Consider the following 20,805-nt stretch of genomic DNA (forward strand, 5'->3'; position numbering starts at 1 on the left):
GCCGTGGTCGGCGAAACGCTCGAAGTACCGGCTGGCAAGGGTGACATCCACGGTGGTAGGAGCGGACGCATTCCAGTCAGCAGCGGCAACCGCCTTGAAGACGCCCGCGTGCAGCTCGTTGATCCGCGCGTTGTGGGTGTTGATCTCGAGGCTCAGCTCGAGGTTGCGCGTTTCGAGCAACTCGGTGACCTTGTTGGCAATCGCAATGTCGAGCTGCGCCAGCTCAACGAAGGTGGGCCGGATGCTCTCTGGAATCACATTCTCCGGGAAGCGCAGGCGGGCCAATTGCGCGATGTGCCGGGCGAGATCGCCCATCCGCTCAAGCGACGCACTCATTCGCAGGGCGCCCACAATCATGCGCAGGTCACTTGCAACCGGTCCCTGGAGGGCGAGTACGTCAATCGCGCGTTCGTCGAGGTCGTTCTGCAGGAAGTCGATGCGTGCATCCGCGGCGATGACTTCCTGTGCAAGCTCTGTATCCGCTGCCTCGAACGCTGTGGTGGCCTTCTGCATGGCCTCCGAAACCAGCTTCGAGATCTCGATGAGTTCTTCGCCGATTTGGTGAAGCTCCGCCTGAAAAACCTTACGCACGTGGGCGTCCTTTCCCTTTGAGGTGCTGAACGGGCGCAGATGCGCAGTCCTGTTCAGCACGTTTTCAGCTGCCCCTTAACTGTTACGCATCTTTAGGTGAACGTTAGTTGAACCACCGGTCCAAAGCCACCGGATCAGCAGGGTTAGGCGCATTCACGGCCTAAGCTGGATCCGTGGATCCTGTACTGCTGATGCTCGTGGCCGGGCTGGTCGGTCTCGCCATCGGCGTGGCCGGCATGCTGGCGTTCCGGGCCAGCGAGGCGCAACGCCGTGCCCGCCTTGATAGTGACGAGCCGGTGCTCCCCAAAGGGGCGGCTGATGTCCTTTCCGTCGTGGGCCGCGCGTATGTCATCGTCGATGGGATCGACGGCGTTGTCCGCGCCAGTCCTGCGGCGTACGCTTTCGGTCTGGTCCGCGGCCACACCATCGTGCACAGCGAACTCCTTGACCTCACCGCACGGGTGCGCCGGGACGGAGTCATCGAGGAGCGCCAGCTGGAACTGCCGCGCGGCCCGCTGGGGCAGGGCACCATCATTGTGCATGCCCGCATCGCGGCCCTCGGCGAGGAATACATCCTCATCCTCGCGGACGACCGCACCGAGATCACCCGCACCGAGGAGATCCGCAATGACTTCGTCGCGAACGTATCCCATGAACTGAAGACACCCGTCGGTGCTATCTCCCTCCTCGCCGAAGCCCTTGATGATGCAGCCTCCGACGAGGTGGCCGTCCGCCGGTTCGCCCAACGGATGCATAAGGAATCAGGCAGGCTCTCAGCCCTGGTCCAGGACATCATCGAGCTGTCACGGCTCCAGGGAACCGACGTCGTCCGCCGCGGCAAGGCCGTCAATATCAATGCGGTGATTGCCGAAGCAGTGGACCGCAACAAGCTTCCCGCCGAGAGCAAGCAGATCGACATCGTGGTCGGCGGAAAGATCGACGCACCGGTCTACGGAGACCCGGACCTCCTCATGACCGCCTTCCGGAATCTGATCGACAATGCCATCCGCTATTCGCCGGATGGAACCAGGGTGGGTGTTGGGCTGCGCTCACGCGACGGCCTGGCGCAGATTTCCGTTACGGACCAGGGCCTGGGCATTACTCCCGAGGAGCAGGAGCGGATCTTCGAGCGCTTCTACCGCATCGACGCGGCGCGTTCACGGCAGACCGGCGGCACGGGCCTCGGGCTGAGCATCGTGAAGCATGTGGTGTCGAATCACGGCGGTGAAGTGACGGTGTGGTCGCAGCAGGGCCAGGGCAGCACGTTCACCGTCCGTCTGCCGGAGATGGAAACAGCCGACGACGACGGCGCCGGGCCGGCGGCGAGTGTCACCGCGGGCGCGGTGCAGGAGAGCAGGCACGAAAGTGCCGGCAATGACAAGGGCAGCAGTGTCCAGAATCAAGGAGTGAAAGCGTGAGCCGCATCCTGATCGTTGAAGACGAAGAATCCTTCAGCGACCCCCTGTCCTACCTGCTGGGCAAGGAGGGCTTTGACGCCGTCGTCGTGGACAACGGGCTTGATGCGCTGACGGAGTTCGACCGCGGGGGCGCGGACCTGGTCCTCCTCGACCTCCAGCTGCCAGGCCTTTCCGGTACGGAAGTATGCCGCCAGCTGCGGCAGCGCTCAAGCGTCCCGGTCATCATGCTGACCGCCAAGGATTCAGAGATTGACAAGGTCGTGGGACTGGAACTGGGTGCCGATGATTACGTCACCAAGCCCTACTCATCACGGGAGCTGGTGGCCAGGGTGCGCGCTGTGCTGCGCAGGCAGGGTGAGCCGGAAGAGTTGGTCTCAAGCACTGTCGCGGCTGGGCCGGTCCGCATGGATGTGGAGCGCCACGTTGTGAGTGTCAGCGGGGAGCAGGTTTCGCTGCCGTTGAAGGAGTTCGAGCTGCTCGAGATGCTGCTGCGTAATTCCGGGCGTGTGCTGACCCGCGGGCAGCTCATTGACAGGGTGTGGGGCTCGGACTATGTGGGGGACACCAAGACACTCGATGTCCATGTGAAGCGTCTGCGCGGAAAAATTGAACCGGATCCTTCAAGCCCCCGGCACCTTGTGACGGTGCGGGGGCTGGGCTACAAGTACGAGCCCTAAAGCTCTTCCTCTTCTTCAACAACTTCTTCGATGGGGGTGGGCGGCGGGGTGTAACCGCCGGGAACAAACTCGCGGTACTCCTCGAGCGTTCCGTCGAGGACCGGCACCCGGATACTCTCGCTCTCGGAGTTCACGGTGAATTCGAGGTCAACCAGCGCTCCAGGAATCTCGCTGATGCCTTCCAGAATGCCGTCGTCGCCCACTTCGTCTTCGAAGACATACTTGCCGTTTGCGTCGATGGTGACCTGCGAGTTTTCATTCTCGCCGTCAATCGTCACCTGGACGGGGGAGTCTGACTCGTTGAAGAGAGTACCCAGCAGGGTTCCCGGCTCGCCCTCATCCGACGTGATGATGAGGATGTTGCGCAGAAGCACGGGGCCCACGCGGTCCACGATTCCGTCCGAGGCGGAGTACTCGATGGTGGTGGCCTGCTCATTCACTGCGGAACAGCCGGTTGCTCCAAGGAGAGCCAGCACAGCGGTTCCGGCAGCTGCCAGCTGTACTCGTTTCTTCGGGGCACTGTTCACGGCACTAACTCCTGTGGGTATGGTCGCGCGGACCGACGGACAACACTGGTGAACAGCCTATCGGCAATGAGGGTGATTGTTGGATTTCAACGAAGTTCATCAGCCGCCGGTGACCGGTGGAAGCACCCTCACAAGCACCAATTTTGCTCTGCGTCAAGAGCGGAATGATAGCCAATTGGTCGCTCTTCTCCCCGCTGACCTGCGTAAACGCGTCATCGGCGTGTCGTTTTCGTGATAAACTGATCTGCGGGAAAGGGGTTTATCCACATGGTTTTTGAGGTCGGCGAAACAGTTGTTTACCCTCACCACGGCGCAGCGAAGATCGAAGAGATCAAGATGCGCACCATCAAGGGCGAAGAGAAGATGTATCTCAAGCTCAAGGTGGCACAGGGTGATCTGACCATTGAAGTTCCAGCAGAGAACGTTGACCTTGTCGGCGTACGTGATGTTGTGGGCAAGGAAGGTCTTGAGCACGTCTTCGACGTACTCCGGGCTGAATTCACGGAGGAGCCTACCAACTGGTCACGCCGGTACAAGGCAAACCTGGAGAAGCTCGCATCGGGAGACGTCATCAAGGTTGCCGAAGTAGTTCGGGACCTCTGGCGCCGCGATCACGATCGCGGTCTGTCTGCCGGTGAGAAACGGATGCTGGCGAAGGCTCGCCAGATCCTGATCTCCGAGCTGGCCCTGGCGGAGAAAACAGACGAAGAGAAGGCAGCTACGGTACTCGACGAGGTACTGGCTTCCTAGCAGGAAAGAAAAGGACCGCATAGCTGCGGTCCTTTTCTTATGGCCGGGCTGCTGCTCGCAAGGGGCCTTCGCACACAATCCTGAGCGAGGATCCTTGCGAGCAGCAGTGCTTATTTTCTCAAGTTCGCGCTCGTCGAGATAGCTCGCGGTGCCACACCCAACCTGACACTCCCTTAGCCGCGCAAGCGGCGATAATCCAAGGCGTGGTAGCGGAGACCAAGGCAGCGAAGATGGCAATAACCGCTAGGAACAACCGCACGCCCGCGCCGGCGAAGCAAATCACTATGGCAGGACCAGAGGTTCCGACCTATGGTCCTGCGAGCACACAAGCACTACGCTCTGCGTGCTTGGCAAACTATTGGCGTATCGTCTGGTAAGTGGTGAATCCTAAGCAAGCCATTGTTCTTGTTGCGGCTGGTTCCGGTAGCCGCCTCGGAATGGGCGTTCCCAAAGCGCAAGTGCGTATCGGCGACGCCACCATCTTGGAGCACGCCCTCCGAGCATGTCTGGCATCTCGAATTGATGCCCACGTGTGCGTTGTTCTCCCGCCTGGCGACGATACTTTGCGGGCAGTAGTTGATCACTCCGGCGGGCCATCGGTGACCGTAGTTGAGGGGGGCGTGACACGTCAGGCATCAGTGCGAGCGGGCTTATCCACCCTCCCTTCAACGGTCCGGTACGTGCTAGTTCATGACGCGGCTCGCGCACTGACGCCACCAGAAGTATTCCGGCGTGTGTTGCAGACGCTCATGGACGGCGCAGAAGCGGTCACTCCGGGTGTCGCGGTAGCTGACACCATCAAGAGCGTGAGTGACGGCTGGGTTGCGGCTACCCCAGCTCGCGCCGGACTGCGGGCGATCCAAACGCCGCAGGGATTCACTCTGCAGCTCCTGCGGCGTGTGCATTCGGAAACGAGCGATGCCGACATCACCGACGACGCGATGCTAGTCGAGTCACTCGGGGTGCCTGTTCGTGTAGTTGAGGGCCACCCCGAGGCCTTCAAGGTCACTACGCCCCTTGATCTGATGCTCGCCGAAGCGCTTGTGCGCCGGGCTCGCGAACACGCAGGGGAGCAGCAGTGAGCGCTAATCTTCCACGCACCGGTATCGGCATCGACGTCCATGCCTTTGCGCCCGATGACGAGCCGCGGACGCTGTGGCTGGCCGGGCTTCAATGGCCGGGCGAGCGCGGGCTGGCTGGCCATTCCGACGGCGACGCCGTTGCGCACGCAGCAGCCGATGCCCTGTTCTCTGCCTCAGGAACAGGCGACCTCGGCACCAACTTCGGCACCGACCGTCCCGAATATGCCGGTGCGTCCGGCGTCCTGCTCCTAACGGAAGCCGCCCGGATTGTTCGCGCCGCTGGCTTTGAAATTGGCAATGTCGCCGTCCAGCTGGTTGGGAACCGTCCGCGGTTCACGCCCCGCCGCCCGGAAGCGGAAGCGCTCCTCTCTGCGGCGATCGGAGCATCGGTCAGCGTCTCGGCAACCACCAGCGACGGACTGGGTTTCACCGGCCGTGGTGAGGGAATAGCGGCGATCGCCACCGCCGTCGTCGTTCAGCTCTGACACTTCGCCGGCGGCTGCCGGCCGGTGCAGCCCGATTCGGTAGTCTGGATCGGTGAGCCTGAGATTCTATGACACCGCAACGGCAGTAATCCGAGAGTTCACACCGGTACATCCCGGGGAAGCGCGGGTCTACTATTGCGGGGCCACCGTCCAGGGGATGCCGCATGTGGGGCACGTCCGTTCCGCAATCGCCTTCGACCAGCTCACCCGCTGGCTGCGTATCCGCGGTTACGCGGTGACCGTGGTCCGGAACGTCACGGACATTGATGACAAAATCCTTGCCAAGTCCAAAGCCTCCTTCGAGGAAGTGCCCACAGATCCGGACGCTGTGCCCAACGAAGAGTGGTGGGCATTGGCCTACCGCTACGAGCAGGAGTTCCTTAAGGCGTATGACACCCTCGGCGTGCAGCGGCCCACCTATGAACCCCGCGCCACCGGGCACATCCTGGAAATGCACCAGCTCATCGGGCAACTCATCGACCGCGGCCATGCGTATCCGGCTGCGGATGGCTCAGGTGACGTCTACTTCGATGTGCGGTCCTGGCCTGCTTACGGCAGCCTCACCAACCAGGACGTTGATGACATGCAGGCCGCGCCGGATGTCGAAGCGCAGTTCAGCAACCGCAAGAAAGACCCACGTGACTTCGCTCTCTGGAAGGGTTGGAAAGAGGGCGAACCGGAGACGGCGGCGTGGCCCAGTCCGTGGGGCCCGGGCCGTCCCGGCTGGCACCTTGAGTGCTCTGCGATGGTGACCAAGTACCTTGGCGCCGAGTTCGACATCCACGGCGGCGGCCTGGACCTGCGCTTCCCCCATCACGAGAACGAGATGGCGCAGTCGCAGGCCGCAGGGCATGCCTTCGCCCGGTTCTGGATGCACAACGGGATGGTGACCTACGAGGGCGAGAAAATGTCCAAGTCGGTGGGTAACACCATCAGCCCGGATGAGATGCTGCAGCTCGCCGACGCCAGGGTAGTTCGCTACTACCTGGGCCAGGCGCATTACCGCTCCGTTCTGGACTACCGGCCCACGTCGCTCCAGGAGGCTGCTGCCGCCGTCGAACGCATTGACGGATTCCTTGCGAAGGCGGGTACAGCAAAGTCGAGTGACGCGGGGAGCGCGCCGCAGTGGCAGGACCTACCGGAGGCCTTCGCCGAGGCCATGGACGAGGATCTGAATGTTCCCCGCGCACTCGCTGTCCTCCACGAGACGGTGCGTGCCGGCAATTCGGCGCTGGCAAACAAGGACGACGACGGCGCCGCCCGGGCAGCAGCCGCAGTCACCGCCATGACCGCTGCGCTGGGGCTTGATGATGCGAGGTCGGCCGAAGGGAACCGGGAGAGCCCGGAACACGGAGCCCTCGACGCCCTGATCCGATCGCAGCTCAGCGAACGCGCCTCGGCCCGCGCAGCCAGGGACTGGGCCCGGGCGGATGCCATCCGGGACGCACTGGCGGGAGCCGGCGTCGTGGTCGAGGACTCTCCGGACGGTGCGCGCTGGAGCCTCTCCCGCGACTGACGGTCCCGAAAATCGGCAGGGGAGGGACCAGGCATCCGCCCGCGTAAACTGGACTGACGCAAGTCCCCTATCTGAAGGTGTTTCCCCATGGCCAACCCCCACGGACGTCCTGGTGCTATCCGCAAGACCAAGAAGGGTCCCACCATCGGCACGGGCGGCCACGGACGGAAGTCGCTTGAGGGCAAGGGGCCCACGCCCAAGGCTGAAGACCGCCCGTACCACAAGTCGCACAAGAGCAAGCAGTTGGCTGAGCGCTCCGCCGCAAAGCGGCTTGCCGGCAGGGTAGCTCCCGGCCGGTCCAAGGCAAAGCCGGGGGAAGAGTACGTCACCGGGCGGAACGCCGTCGTGGAAGCGCTACGGGCCGGCATCCCTGCCAAGGCACTGTATGTCGCCATCCGGATCGACGTGGATGACCGCGTCCGTGAGTCGCTCAAGCTAGCAACAGAGCGCGGCATTCCCCTCATGGAAACGGGTAAGCCTGAGCTGGACCGTCTCGCGGACGGCTCCGTTCACCAGGGCATGATGCTGCAGATTCCGCCGTATGAATACGCAGACGGCCTCGACCTCGCCAGCGAGACCATCGCCAAATGGAAGAAGGGGCACATCAGCCAGGCGCCGCTGTTCGTGGCGCTGGACGGCATCACTGACCCCCGTAACCTCGGCGCCATCATCCGGTCGCTGTCCGCGTTCAGCGGCCACGGCGTTCTTGTGCCGGAACGGCGCTCGGTCGGTGTGACGGCTTCCGCCTGGAAAACGAGTGCCGGAGCGGCTGTGCGGGTACCGGTTGCCCGTGTAGGCAACCTGAACTCCACCCTGAAATCCTTCAAGGACATGGGCATTTTTGTTCTGGGGCTGGACGGGGATGGCGACGTCTCGTTGCCGGAAATCACCCTCGGCGTCGAGCCTGTATGCCTGGTGGTGGGTTCAGAGGGCAAGGGCCTGTCACGGCTGGTGCGGGAGAACTGCGACCAAATCGTGTCCATTCCGATTGACTCCGCCATGGAATCTCTGAACGCTTCTATGGCTGTGGGCATCAGTCTCTATGAAATCTCGCGTCAGCGGGCGGCCGAAGCCCGTTAGGAAACGAATTCCCCCTATGAGCCTGACCACCGAGATCACCCAACGTTCCCAAGCTTTCCCGCTGGGGGTCCGCCGGTGCGCCGGAAACCAGTCGAACCTGTTCGACGTGGCCGTGTACGCACCTGACCTGGATACAGTGGCGGTTCATTATCAGGACTCTCAGGGCAGCTGGAACGCCGTTGTGCTTCCGGAACTCACGGACGGGGTTCACCACGGTTTGGTGGAGGGGATGGGCGAATCCTCCAGGTACGCGTTCTGGCCTGACGATGCGCCGCTGCAGGGTGAGCCCGGCACATCGCAGCTGTTGCTGGACCCGTACGGCCGCGCCATCGACACCGTCCGGGTGGATGAAAACCCGGTCTACTTCTCCGTAGTGGTCGATCAGGCGTTCAACTGGGGCTCATCCCGCCGTCCGGGTACCCGCTGGAGGGACAGCGTTATTTACGAGGCGCACGTCAAAGGTCTCACGCAGCTGCACCCGGATGTGCCTGAGGAGCTCCGCGGCACTTACGCGGGCCTGGCTCATCCGGCAATGATCCGGCACCTGTTGGAGCTTGGAGTTACAGCCGTTGAGCTCCTGCCGATCCACTTCCACATTGATGAGCCCCACCTGGAACCGCTCGGGCTGAGCAACTACTGGGGCTACAACACGCTCGGGTTTTTCGCGCCCCACCCGGAGTACGCCACTGAGGCCGCACGCGAGGCTGGACCAAAAGCGGTGCAGGACGAGCTGAAGGGCATGGTCCGGCTCCTCCACGAGGCCGGGATCGAGGTCATCCTCGATGTTGTCTACAACCACACCGCCGAGGGCCCGCAGGGCGGCCCCGCACTCTGCTGGCGCGGGCTGAGTGAGATGAAGTACTACCGCCACCACGACGACGGCCGTTACCTCGACACCACCGGTTGCGGAAACACGGTCAATTTCACCGAACCGCGCGTAATTCAGTTCGCGCTGGACTCTCTGCGGTACTGGGTCGACGAGTTCGGGATCGATGGCTTCCGCTTTGACCTCGCCGTCGCCCTCTGCCGGGATGAAAGCCACCAGTTCACGCCGCGGCACCCCCTGCTGATCGCCATCGCCGCAGACACCGTGCTCAGCGGTGTCAAGCTGATTGCTGAACCGTGGGACGTCGGCTACAACGGCTGGCAGACGGGAAACTTTCCCCAGGGCTGGGCGGACTGGAACGACCGCTTCCGGGACACCGCCCGCGACTTCTGGCTGTCGGACCAGGCGGCCCTGGCCGAGGGACGGCGCGGCGGCACCGTGGCACGCCTGGCCAGTTGTCTGGCCGGCTCAGCCGAGGTGTTCGGCCGGTCCGGTCGGACGGCGGTGTCTTCAATCAACTTCGTCACCGCCCACGACGGCTTCACTCTGGCGGACCTGACGGCCTACAACCGGAAGCACAACGAGGCCAACGGCGAGGCCAACCGCGACGGACACAACGACAACCGCAGCTACAACCACGGTGTCGAGGGACCAACGGAGCAGGAGGCCATTCTTGCCGCCCGTTCCCTCACAGCCCGGAACCTGATGGCTACGCAGCTGCTCGCGCTCGGGGTCCCGATGATCACGGCCGGCGATGAGTTCGGCCGCACCCAGCATGGGAACAACAACGCTTACTGCCAGGACAATGAACTGGCGTGGGTCCACTGGAACCACAACGAGGACGCTCGCGGCATGCTCACGGCAACACGCGAACTGCTGCGTATCCGCCGGGAGTTCCTCACCGAGCAGCCCGCCGGATACCCCGCGCGGGAAGATACCTCGTACCTGCTCTGGTTCAACGCGGACGGCGAGCCGATGCGCCAGGAGCAATGGTCGGATCCTGAGTGCCGGACCGTCCAGCTGCTGCTTGGATCGCCCGGCGGGGACGTCGACGGTCTGATTGTGGTCAATGGACATCTGGAGGACCGCAGCCTGGTTCTTCCCACGGCAGCAGCACTGCATGGGCTGGGTTTCCCCGAGAGTCAGAACCAGATGTTCGAGCTGCGGTTCACCACAGCGGATGCCAACGCAAAACGCCGCGGTGCCCGTCTCTGTGGAGGAGAAACGGACACCGCGGCGGCGAACTCAGTAACTGTCTATCGCGTTTAGGCGTTCACCACGAGTCCAAGTTCAGCCCGGGAAGCAAGGCTCTCGTGTTGGGGCAGCACGCGGACGGTGTACCCGAACGAGCCGGAGTGGTCAATGACAATCTCTCCACTGAACAGGAACCGTCCGCGGCCCAGATCCTCGCCAACCTGAAGATCCGCTACGGCTACCTCGCTCAGGTCGTCACTATCGGAGGCGCGGCCGTAGACCACTTCCACCGACACGTCTTCGGGCCCTACGCTACCCAGCGAGACGTAGGCGTTGACGGTGAGCGTGTCTCCGATCTGTGGTTCCTCGGACACACCAAGCGAGTCAACGTGTTCAACCTGCACGGCAGACCAGCCGTCCTTGATCTTCGAACGCCAGGAGGCCATCTGCTTCGCCGAGCTGTAGCCGTCGCGGACTGCCAGTCGTCCTGCACGGCAGGCGGGCTGGTACAGCTGGCCTACATAGTCCTGGAGCATGCGCTCGGCGGAAACCGCAGGGCCCAGCTTCGCCATGGTGTGCTTGATCATCGACACCCACTGATGCGGGACGCCGTCGCTGGACGGTGACGAGGGACCGGCAGCGCTTACGCCCGGTGCGCGGACCGTGCTGTAGAAGCGGGGAGCCACCTGCTCTTCGATGAGGTCATACAGGGCTGCTGCCTCGATGTCGTCACGCTCGTCGGCGGAGGCACCGTTGTTGGCGGTCGGGATTGCCCAGCCGTTGTCGCCGTCGTACATTTCATCCCACCAGCCGTCCAGCACCGACAGGTTGAGCCCACCGTTGATGGCTGACTTCATCCCGGACGTCCCGCACGCCTCGAGCGGGCGGAGGGGGTTGTTGAGCCACACATCGCAACCCGGGAACAGTGTGCGTGCCATGGCGATGTCGTAGTTCGGCAGGAACACAATCCGGTGGCGCACCTCGGGGTCGTCAGTGAACCGGACGAGGTCCTGGATCATGCGCTTGCCCTGCTCATCTGCGGGGTGCGACTTTCCTGCGATGACGAGCTGGATGGGATTGGTGGGGTGCAGCAGAAGCGCCTTGAGGCGGTCTGCATCGCGCAGCATCAGGGTGAGCCGCTTGTAGGTGGGTACGCGGCGCGCGAATCCGATGGTGAGCACGTCCGGGTCGAGGACACTATCCGTCCAGGCCAGCTCGGCGTCGGCTGCGCCGCGCTTCTTCCAGGAAGACCGCAACCGGGAGCGGACATCATCGATGAGGTTGGAGCGCATGATCCGCCTCAGCCGCCAGATGTCGGCGTCCTCAACGTCATACACGCGTGCCCACTGCGGGTCCAGCACGGATTCCGCGCCGAAGTTCTCCCGTGCGAAGTCGGCGATGAGGGGGTCCACCCAGGTGGGTACGTGGACGCCGTTCGTCACCGAGGTGATGGGAACTTCCCGGGAGTCGAAGCCCGGCCATAGTCCCGAGAACATTTCGCGTGACACCTCGCCGTGCAGCTTGGCAACACCGTTGGCGCGCTGCGCCAGCCGCAGGCCCATGACCGCCATATTGAACTTCGACCCGTCACCGCCGTCGTAATTTTCTGCTCCCAGTTCGAGGACACGCTCGGTGGGAACGGAAGGCGCCAGCCCAGCATCGAAGAAATGCTGGATCTGTGCCCGTTCAAATCGGTCAATACCGGCCGGAACCGGGGTATGTGTGGTGAAGACCGTGGATGCGCGGCCGGCTGTCAGAGCTTCCTCCCAGGACATCGGCTGCTCATTGGAGGAGTCCATGAGCTCGCGGATGCGCTCAATGCCGAGGAACCCGGCGTGTCCCTCGTTGGTGTGGAAGACCTCGGGGGCGGGAAGCCCGGTCAGCCGCTCGAAGATGCGCAGTGCCTTCACTCCGCCCATACCCAGCAGCAGCTCCTGCTGCAGACGCTGGTCGCCGCCGCCGCCGTACAGGCGGTCGGTGACGTTGCGCGCCGCTTCGTCATTGCCTGGAACATTGGAATCTAGGAGCAGCAACGGAACGCGCCCGACGTCGGCCCTCCAGATGTGGGCGCGCAGCTCACGCCCGTTGGGAAGCGGGAGCACTACCGTTGCAGCGGCGCCGTCCTCCTCACGGAGGAGCGTAAGGGGGAGTCCGTCCGGGTCGAGGACGGGATAGGTTTCCTGCTGCCATGCGTCGCGGGAGAGGGACTGTTTGAAGTAGCCCGCTTGGTAAAGAAGCCCGACACCGACCAGCGGCACGCCCAGGTCGGATGCCGCCTTGAGGTGGTCACCGGCCAGAATGCCGAGGCCGCCGGAATATTGGGGAAGCACAGCGCTGATGCCGTACTCGGGGGAGAAGTAGGCGATGGACTTGGGTGCGTCCTCACCGAGCGATTGGTACCACCGTGGCTCTGACAGGTACTGCTCCAGGTCAGCTCCGAGATCCTGAATCCGCGACACCAGTTCCTGGTTCACGGCAATACGCTTCAGCTGCTCCCGGGTGATGGATCCGAGGAACTGGACGGGATCGTGGCCGCTGGATTCCCACGCCTCGGGATTGATGTCATGGAACAGTCTCGCAGTAGGCAAATGCCAGGACCAGCGCAGATTGCCAGCCAGCTTACCTAGGGGAGCGATGCTCGGCGGAAGAACGGTACGGACAGTAAACCTACGGATTGCCTTCACGTTGGGTAGGTTAGCGTACATTTCCGAGCCGGAGTACGTCTTGGCCCCTCATGTGCGTAAACGCTTGCAATGTGAAGTGCAACACTTGTCCCCTTTAGAAAGTCGCCTTAGCAATCTGACGCGATAATGGATAACGTCTAGTCTGTGACCACTTCGAGCGAGGCGACACGAAAAAGGGCAGGCGCATCCATGAGCGAAGATTTACGGTTCGGACGGATTCCCATCACCAAGGTGTCTCCGGTGGTCGAGGGCGGCTTGTTCCCCTCGAAGGCCGTACCGGGATCCGACATTGTGGTGGGAGCAACGGTTTTCCGGGAGGGCCACGACCAACTCGGTGTATCGGCAGTACTGCTCGACCCACAGGGCGCGGAAGTGCAGCGGGTACGGCTGGCGCCGCTCGGGATGGGAACGGATCACTATGAAGGCCGGCTCCGGCCAGCCGCCGTCGGGCTTCATTCCTTCCTGATCGAGGGCTGGAGTGATCTGTATGAAACCTGGCACCATAACGCCACCATAAAAATTGAAGTGGGCGTCGACGTCGAGCTGATGCTCGAAGAGGGGGCGGTGCTCTTCACCTCCCAGTCTTCCTCCCGGCCCGCGCCGGAGAAGGACCTGTTCCTCGCCACCGCGGAGCGGCTCCGGAACCGGGAGTTGCCCATTGATGAGCGTCTCGCCGCCGGGCACGCCCCGGACATTCGCGCAGCGGTCGAGCGTGAGCCGTTGCGGGCTCTGGTGACGCCGTCCCGCGCGTACCCGATCCTCGTGGAGCGCGAGGCTGCCGGTCGGGGCGCCTGGTACGAGTTCTTCCCGCGCTCAGAAGGCGCCAGTTATGACCCCGGCGCCGCAGAGTGGACCTCGGGAAACTTCGTCACCGCAGCCCAAAGGCTCCCCGCTGTTGCACAAATGGGTTTCGACGTCGTCTACCTCCCCCCGATCCACCCGATCGGTAAAACGCACCGCAAAGGCCCGAACAACACCTTGAACGCAGGGCCGGGGGATCCCGGTTCCCCGTGGGCAATCGGCGGTCCGGAGGGTGGTCATGACGCCATCCACCCGGATCTGGGAACTTTCGAGGACTTCGATGCCTTTGTCCAGCGGGCTCACGACCTGAACCTTGAAGTGGCCCTGGACCTTGCGCTGCAGGCTTCGCCTGACCATCCCTGGGTCACGGAACACCCCGAGTGGTTCACCACACGCGTGGACGGGTCTATCGCCTACGCCGAGAACCCGCCGAAGAAGTACCAGGACATCTATCCGATCAATTTCGACAATGATCCGGACGGCATCTACAACGAGGTGCTGCGCATAGTTCTGCTGTGGGTGAGCCACGGCGTCCGTATTTTCCGCGTGGACAACCCCCACACCAAGCCGGTGCAGTTCTGGGAATGGCTCATCGCGCAGGTGAACAGGAAACATCCCGATGTCGTGTTCCTGGCCGAGGCGTTCACGCGGCCGGCCATGATGCATGCCCTCGGACGGGCAGGCTTCCAGCAGTCCTACACCTACTTCACCTGGCGCAACACCAAGGAGGAGTTGGAGCAGTACTTCACCGAGGTCAGCCGGGACACTGCGGCGTTCTTCCGCCCCAACTTCTTTGTGAACACACCGGACATCCTCACCGAGTACCTCCAGTACGGTGGGCCGGCAGCGTTCAAGGTGAGGGCCGTTCTTGCCTCCATGGCGAGCCCGCTCTGGGGTGTGTACGCCGGCTATGAGCTATACGAACACGTTGCCCGGCCGGGTGCGGAGGAGTACATCGACAATGAAAAGTTCGAGTACCGTCCCCGTGACTACGAAGCCGCCGAAGCTCAGGGGCGAAGCCTCGCACCCTTCCTTACGCGGTTGAATGAGATCCGCCGCTCCCATCCGGCACTCGGTGATCTCGAGAACCTCACGGTCCACAGCAGCACGGACGAGGCCACCCTGGTTTTCTCCAAGCACAAGGAAGGCCTGGGGGAGGATGGCCAGGAAAAGGACACACTCATCGTTGTCGTCAATGTTGATCCGCACAGCGCACGGGAGTCCACCGTGTCCCTCAACCTCGGTGCCCTCGGTCTTGCGGACGGCGACTGGAATGAGGATGGCACCTTCTGGGTGGATGACCTCATCACCGGCCAAAGCTGGCAGTGGGGAGCACACAACTATGTCAGGCTGGATGCTCACGTGGAACCGGCTCACATCCTTTCCGTCAGGAGGACTCGTTAGTGGCGAATCCGTTTCAGCTGCATGCCCCAGGCCTTGCACATGACCCGCACTGGTACCGCAAGGCCGTGTTCTATGAAGTGTTGGTTCGAGGTTTCGCCGACGCGAACGGCGATGGCTCCGGGGATTTCACCGGCCTGATCGACAAACTCGACTATCTGCAGTGGCTCGGAGTCGACTGCCTCTGGCTTCCACCGTTCTTCAAGTCCCCGCTGCGTGATGGCGGCTATGACATCGCGGATTACTATGATGTGCTCGACGAGTTTGGCAGCCTGAGCGACTTCAAGCGGCTGGTGGCCGAAGCGCACGCACGTGGCGTTCGTGTCATCATCGACCTCCCGCTGAACCACACTTCCGACAAACACCAGTGGTTCGAGGAGTCGCGCACAGACCCGGACGGGCCGTACGGCGACTTCTACGTGTGGAGCGACACCGACGAGAAGTACCAGGACGCCCGGATCATATTCGTTGACACGGAGGAGTCCAACTGGACTTTCGATCCAGTCCGCCGGCAGTTCTTCTGGCACAGGTTCTTCAGCCACCAGCCTGACCTCAACTTCGAGAACCCGAAGGTGACGGAGGCACTGTTCGACGTCGTGCGGTTCTGGCTGGACCAGGGGATTGACGGCTTCCGGGCAGATGCCATTCCCTACCTCTTCGAAGAGGAGGGAACCAACTGCGAGAACCTTCCCGCCACTCACACCTTCCTCAAGGAACTACGGGCCATGGTGGACGAGAACTATCCCGGACGCGTCATCATCGCTGAAGCAAACCAGATGCCCGACGAGGTTGTGGAGTACTTCGGTGACGAAGAAGGCGCAGAGTGCCACATGTGCTTTCACTTTCCGATCATGCCGCGGCTCTTTTACGCCCTGCGGGACCAGAAAGCAGCCCCGATCATCGAGACGATGGCCGAGACGCCTGACATCCCGGCCGGTGCCCAGTGGGGAACCTTCCTGCGGAACCATGATGAACTCACGCTGGAGATGGTGACTAACGAGGAACGCGAAGCGATGCTTGGCTGGTACGCACCTGATTCCCGGATGCGCGCCAATATCGGTATCCGGCGTCGTCTTTCGCCGCTGCTGGACAACTCGCGGGCGGAAGTGGAACTCATCCATGCACTGCTGCTCTCCCTGCCAGGCAGCCCGTTCCTGTACTACGGCGATGAGATCGGCATGGGAGACAACATCTGGCTTGAGGACCGCGATGCCTCCCGAACGCCCATGCAATGGAACCCGGACAGGAACGCGGGCTTCTCGACCGCCGATCCCGGCAAGCTTTACCTTCCGGTGGTTCAATCGCTCGTCTATCACTACAACCATGTGAACGTCGAAGCGCAGCTCGCAAGCTCGAGTTCGTTGCTCCACTGGATGCGGCAGATGCTCGCGGTGCGGCGATCCCACCCCGCGTTCGGTCTTGGCTCTTATCGCAACGTACCCACTGAGGCCGAGCCGGTGCTCGCGTTCATCCGTGAAGTTCCGGCCGACAACCCTGAAGGGGAGCAGCCGGAGGTGATCCTGTGCGTGTTCAACCTGTCGCAGCATCCGGTAGCAGCACGGCTGCACCTGCCGGAGTACTCGGGCAGGGGACTGCGTGATCTCTTCGGCGGTACCCCGTTCCCGGCGTTCGGCGATGACGGCGATCTCACCCTGACGCTGGGCAGCCATGACTTCTACTGGCTGCGGTTGCGTTCGGCCAGTTCCAATGTGGCCTCTCCGCATACCGAAGCGATGCCCGTAATTCCTATCTCGAAGGCAGTACAGTAATGGCCGTATCGACGTCATCCGTTCCCGAACTGCTCACGGCCTGGATGCCCACCCAGCGCTGGTTCCCTTCGAAAGGCAGGGAGATATCCCTGAGCCGCGCCGGTGGTGTCCGGTTGGAGGACCCGGCGGATGAAGTGGGGTTGGAGGTGCATCTCGTTGCGGTTGAGTCCGGAAGACGGCTGGACGTCGTCAATGTGCCGCTTACTTTTCGGTCGGAGCCCCTCAAGGGGGCGGAGTCGGCGCTGCTCGGAGAGACCGACCACGCCGAACTGGGACGCAGGTACGTCTACGACGGCACCCATGATCCCGTATTCATTGCCGCGTGGCTCGAGCTCATCCGGACTCAGGGCGGCACGGATGACGGCCGAACCAGGGCAACCTCACTCGGCGACTTCGGTTCCTCTCCCAGCGTCCCTGCGTCGGCTGATATCTCGGTGCTCGGCGGCGAACAGTCGAACACCTCCGTGGTCATTTCCTCCGGTGGGACGCCGACCATCCTGAAATTCTTCCGGGTCCTCGCAGCCGGGGAGAGCCCTGATGTCCTGGTGAGCGCAAAACTCACCGATGCCGGATCAACCGACGTACCGCAGACTTTCGGTTGGGTGATGGGCAGTTGGCAGGACACCAGGTCCGCTGATGAATGGGTCACCGGGCATCTCAGCGTGCTTCGGGAATTCATTCCGGGCAGCAAGGATGCCTGGCGGCAGGCCGTCACCGCCTTGGAAGCGGGACAACCGTTCACCACGGAGGCGGGTGAGCTCGGACGGGTCATCGCACGCATCCACAATCAGCTCGCACAGGCCTTCGGGAGCCGCGCCGCAACCGAACAGGAGTCGGCTGAGTTTCGGCAGTCCCTGGCCAGCCGTATCGAGTGGGCGTGGCGTGAGGCTGGGGCCACCGTAGGACCATACGACGAGCAGATCCAGGCAGTCATCGGCGAAGTGCAGGGATTGAAAGAACTTCCCGAACTTCAACGCATCCATGCGGATCTGCACCTAGGGCAGATTCTTGCAACGCGCGGAAGTAAATGGCTCGTCCTCGACTTTGAAGGTGAACCGCTGCGGCCGGCATCCGAACGAAGCGTGCCGGATGTCCCTGTGCGCGACGTCGTCGGGCTCGTGCGTTCTTTGGAGTACGCGGCAGGAGTGGGCGTACACGAAGCGGTAGTCTCGCCATCGGCCGCTGAGGTCTGGGCAACGGATTCAGTGACTGCCTTCCTCGACGGCTATTCCAGTGAGGCTGGAACAACGGTCGATCGCGCCGGCTCCCTTTTCCGTGCGCTATGGCTTGACAAGGCACTCTACGAGGTGGTGTACGAATTGAGAAACCGACCAGATTGGGTGGACGTACCCGTGTCAGCAGTTCGACGAATGCTCAAGGGCGGCGGGTCCGCCAAAGAAGAAGCATCGAATCAGGATTCCCCTGAGGATGCGGGCGCGACGGCGGCGGCGCAGGACCAGCCTGTCGCCACCGCACCTTCCGGTGATCCTATCCAGGTGGATCCGGATGTCCTTCAGCAGGTGTCCGAAGGGCGGTACTACCAGCCGCATGCAGTACTCGGAGCCCACCTGGACCAACACGGGCACGTAACCATCCGCACCCTTCGCCGGCTCGCGGAGAGCGTCACTGTGGTGACCGGCAGTGGCCGGACCGAGCTGAGCCATGAACACAACGGCATCTGGGTTGGCACTGTTGAACCTGAGCTGCCCGGACACGTCCCGGACTACCGCTTGGAAGTGGTGTATGACGGCGCTCCCCAAATGGTCGACGATGCCTACCGCTTCCTGCCCACTCTGGGCGAAATCGATATGCACCTACTTGCGGAAGGAAGGCACGAGACCCTGTGGACGGCTCTGGGTGCTCATGTACGCCGCTACGCTTCCGCGCTCGGTGACATCGCTGGGGTCAGCTTTGCTGTATGGGCTCCGAATGCCCAGTCGGTCCGGGTCAAGGCCGACTTCAACGGCTGGGACGGCTCGGTCCACGCTATGAGGTCGCTCGGTAGCTCCGGAATTTGGGAGCTCTTCGTTCCGGGAGCAGAGGCGGGCGCCCGCTACAAGTTCGAAATCCTTGGTCGTGACGGGCAATGGCGTGAAAAAGCCGATCCCATGGCACGAGGCACGGAAATTCCGCCGCTTACCGGGTCCCGGGTGGTGGAGTCCCGCTACGTATTCGGAGATGACGAGTGGATCAAGGATCGCGCTTCCAAGGATCCACACAACGGTCCGATGAGCGTCTACGAAGTGCACCTTGGGTCCTGGCGGCTGGGGCTGGACTACAAGCAGCTCGCCGAACAACTGGTTGAGTACCTGCAGTGGCAGGGATTCACCCACGTCGAGCTGATGCCGGTCGCTGAGCACCCGTTCGGCGGGTCATGGGGCTACCAGGTGACGTCCTACTTCGCGCCGACCGCCCGTTTCGGGCACCCGGACGACTTCAAATACCTTGTGGACAAGCTGCACCAGGCGGGTATCGGCGTCATCATGGACTGGGTGCCGGCCCACTTCCCGAAGGACGAATGGGCTCTCGCCCGGTTCGACGGCGACACTCTCTACGAGCACGGCAACCCTCAGCTGGGCGAGCATCCGGACTGGGGCACGCTGATCTTTGATTACGGTCGACGGGAAGTGCGTAATTTCCTGGTGGCCAATGCCTTGTACTGGCTGGAAGAATTCCACATCGACGGGTTGAGAGTCGATGCAGTCGCCTCAATGCTGTACCTGGACTATTCACGCGAGGACGGTCAATGGCAGCCGAACAGGTTTGGCGGCCGTGAAAACCTTGAGGCAATCTCTTTCCTCCAGGAGGTCAATGCGACCGCCTACAAGCGTGTGCCGGGCATCGTGATGATCGCCGAGGAATCAACGGCCTTCGATGGCGTTACCCGTCCAACCTCACAGGGCGGGCTGGGCTTCGGAATCAAATGGAACATGGGGTGGATGCATGATTCCTTGCAGTACATCGCCGAGGATCCGATCAACCGTGTGCACCATCACGGCAAAGCTACCTTCTCCATGGTGTACGCCTACACCGAAAACTTCATGCTTCCGATCAGCCACGACGAGGTCGTGCACGGGAAGGGCTCACTGCTTCGGAAAATGCCCGGCGACCGGTGGCAGCAGCTGGCCAACGTCCGCGCATATCTAGCTTTCCAGTGGGCGCATCCGGGCAAGCAGCTGATCTTCATGGGTACCGAGTTTGCCCAGGAGTCGGAGTGGTCCGAACAGTACGGACTGGATTGGTGGCTGTCGGACACAATCCCGCATAAGGGCGTGCAAGAGATGGTCAGGTCTCTCAACTCCATCTACCGGCAGACGCCGGCACTGTATGCGCGTGATAACGATCCTTCAGGATTCCAATGGATCGACGAGAATGACGGCGCCCACAACACCTTGTCCTTCATCCGGTGGGACACGCAGGGAAATCCTCTTGTCTGCGTTGCGAACTTCTCCGGTTCGCCGCACGAGGGCTACCGGGTGGGAATGCCGTGGTCGGGGCAGTGGACCGAGCTGCTCAACACTGATGCCGAGGAGTTCGGCGGTTCTGGAGTACGGAACATCGGCCCGGTTGAGGCGGTAGAAGGAGCGCATAACGGGCTGCCCGCGTACGCGGATCTGCGGGTTCCGCCGCTGGGAGTTCTCTATCTGACCCCAGCCCACATCTAGCCCGAACCGCTACCCCGGAAGCTGGATTTACAACTGCGCTTCCGGGGTGCTAGAGTTTATATCCGCGCCGACGATCACTTCGGGTCAGGCCGACATCCACAATTCGCAGGAATCAGATTCGTTTCTGATCGCAGCGGACTGTGAATGAAGGCAGGATTTGACGGGGTGGGGTTTGGTGGGTAAGTTTGAAAAGTTGCTCCGGAGCGATGATGCGGCCTTGAGGGTTGTGTTTGGCGCCGGGTGTTTCTGTTGTTTGAGAACTCAATAGTGTGCCATGTTTGTTGATACCGATTGTTTTTTGATTGGTTGATTTGCTGGTCATCTCGCCCTGGTGGGGTG

The 20,805-nt window shown here is 62.4% G+C and carries 15 protein-coding genes; 11 read left to right on the forward strand and 4 right to left on the reverse strand.

Annotated elements, in window-relative coordinates; genetic code table 11:
• Positions 1 to 591 (reverse strand): phosphate signaling complex protein PhoU (phoU, locus tag ABFX19_RS08095; RefSeq protein WP_346028004.1); only part of this gene is annotated, 591 nt, incomplete at its 3' end.
• Positions 592 to 782: 191 nt separating this feature from the next.
• Between phoU and ABFX19_RS08100 the strand changes: the two genes are divergently transcribed.
• Positions 783 to 2,009 carry a sensor histidine kinase gene (locus ABFX19_RS08100; protein ID WP_428831027.1) on the forward strand — a complete coding sequence of 409 codons (1,227 nt, stop codon included), beginning with the start codon at positions 783 to 785 and terminating at the stop codon, positions 2,007 to 2,009.
• On the forward strand, positions 2,006 to 2,686 hold the full coding sequence (locus ABFX19_RS08105) for a response regulator transcription factor (RefSeq protein WP_056546368.1): 681 nt from the start codon (positions 2,006 to 2,008) through the stop codon (positions 2,684 to 2,686). The genes ABFX19_RS08100 and ABFX19_RS08105 overlap by 4 nt, the downstream gene beginning before the upstream one ends.
• On the opposite strand, the gene ABFX19_RS08110 is transcribed toward ABFX19_RS08105, so the two are convergent.
• The gene (locus tag ABFX19_RS08110; protein WP_056546369.1) at positions 2,683 to 3,213 is read right to left on the reverse strand and encodes a hypothetical protein; all 531 of its coding nucleotides are present in this window, start codon (positions 3,211 to 3,213) and stop codon (positions 2,683 to 2,685) included. The genes ABFX19_RS08105 and ABFX19_RS08110 overlap by 4 nt on opposite strands.
• Before the next feature lie 267 nt (positions 3,214 to 3,480).
• On the opposite strand from ABFX19_RS08110, the gene ABFX19_RS08115 reads away from it, so the two are divergent.
• The 6 genes from ABFX19_RS08115 to glgX all read left to right on the forward strand — a co-directional run bounded on the left by ABFX19_RS08115 (position 3,481) and on the right by glgX (position 10,221).
• Complete coding sequence (locus ABFX19_RS08115) at positions 3,481 to 3,963, forward strand: CarD family transcriptional regulator (protein ID WP_167990786.1); 483 nt, start codon at positions 3,481 to 3,483, stop codon at positions 3,961 to 3,963.
• A 380-nt stretch (positions 3,964 to 4,343) separates the two neighbouring features.
• Positions 4,344 to 5,045: a 2-C-methyl-D-erythritol 4-phosphate cytidylyltransferase gene (ispD, locus tag ABFX19_RS08120; RefSeq protein WP_346028058.1), complete on the forward strand. Its 702-nt coding sequence runs from the start codon at positions 4,344 to 4,346 to the stop codon at positions 5,043 to 5,045.
• Entirely contained in the window at positions 5,042 to 5,530 is a 489-nt protein-coding gene (gene ispF, locus ABFX19_RS08125; RefSeq protein ID WP_346028006.1) for a 2-C-methyl-D-erythritol 2,4-cyclodiphosphate synthase, read from the forward strand. The genes ispD and ispF overlap by 4 nt, the downstream gene beginning before the upstream one ends.
• 52 nt (positions 5,531 to 5,582) lie before the next feature.
• On the forward strand, positions 5,583 to 7,046 hold the full coding sequence (gene cysS, locus ABFX19_RS08130) for a cysteine--tRNA ligase (RefSeq protein ID WP_277358016.1): 1,464 nt from the start codon (positions 5,583 to 5,585) through the stop codon (positions 7,044 to 7,046).
• Positions 7,047 to 7,133: 87 nt separating this feature from the next.
• The gene (gene rlmB, locus ABFX19_RS08135) at positions 7,134 to 8,126 is read left to right on the forward strand and encodes a 23S rRNA (guanosine(2251)-2'-O)-methyltransferase RlmB (protein ID WP_346028007.1); all 993 of its coding nucleotides are present in this window, start codon (positions 7,134 to 7,136) and stop codon (positions 8,124 to 8,126) included.
• Positions 8,127 to 8,142: 16 nt separating this feature from the next.
• Complete coding sequence (gene glgX, locus ABFX19_RS08140; RefSeq protein ID WP_346028008.1) at positions 8,143 to 10,221, forward strand: glycogen debranching protein GlgX; 2,079 nt, start codon at positions 8,143 to 8,145, stop codon at positions 10,219 to 10,221.
• Here glgX and glgP read toward each other — a convergent pair.
• Positions 10,218 to 12,830 carry an alpha-glucan family phosphorylase gene (glgP, locus tag ABFX19_RS08145; protein WP_346028009.1) on the reverse strand — a complete coding sequence of 871 codons (2,613 nt, stop codon included), beginning with the start codon at positions 12,828 to 12,830 and terminating at the stop codon, positions 10,218 to 10,220. The two genes, glgX and glgP, sit on opposite strands and share 4 nt — an antisense overlap.
• Before the next feature lie 189 nt (positions 12,831 to 13,019).
• Between glgP and ABFX19_RS08150 the strand changes: the two genes are divergently transcribed.
• Genes ABFX19_RS08150 through glgB form a run of 3 tightly spaced genes read left to right on the forward strand, consistent with a single transcriptional unit; the run spans position 13,020 to position 20,466 of the window.
• Complete coding sequence (locus ABFX19_RS08150; protein WP_346028010.1) at positions 13,020 to 15,035, forward strand: alpha-1,4-glucan--maltose-1-phosphate maltosyltransferase; 2,016 nt, start codon at positions 13,020 to 13,022, stop codon at positions 15,033 to 15,035.
• Entirely contained in the window at positions 15,035 to 16,801 is a 1,767-nt protein-coding gene (gene treS / locus ABFX19_RS08155) for a maltose alpha-D-glucosyltransferase (RefSeq protein ID WP_346028011.1), read from the forward strand. The genes ABFX19_RS08150 and treS overlap by 1 nt, the downstream gene beginning before the upstream one ends.
• Positions 16,801 to 20,466 (forward strand): 1,4-alpha-glucan branching protein GlgB, encoded by a 3,666-nt coding sequence (gene glgB / locus ABFX19_RS08160; RefSeq protein WP_346028012.1) that lies wholly within the window; start codon positions 16,801 to 16,803, stop codon positions 20,464 to 20,466. The genes treS and glgB overlap by 1 nt, the downstream gene beginning before the upstream one ends.
• A 112-nt stretch (positions 20,467 to 20,578) precedes the next feature.
• Here glgB and ABFX19_RS08165 read toward each other — a convergent pair.
• Positions 20,579 to 20,805 (reverse strand): hypothetical protein (locus tag ABFX19_RS08165; protein ID WP_346028013.1); only part of this gene is annotated, 227 nt, incomplete at its 5' end.

It is taken from the genome of Arthrobacter parietis, assembly GCF_039530425.1.
GTDB classification, from domain to species: domain Bacteria; phylum Actinomycetota; class Actinomycetes; order Actinomycetales; family Micrococcaceae; genus Arthrobacter_D; species Arthrobacter_D parietis.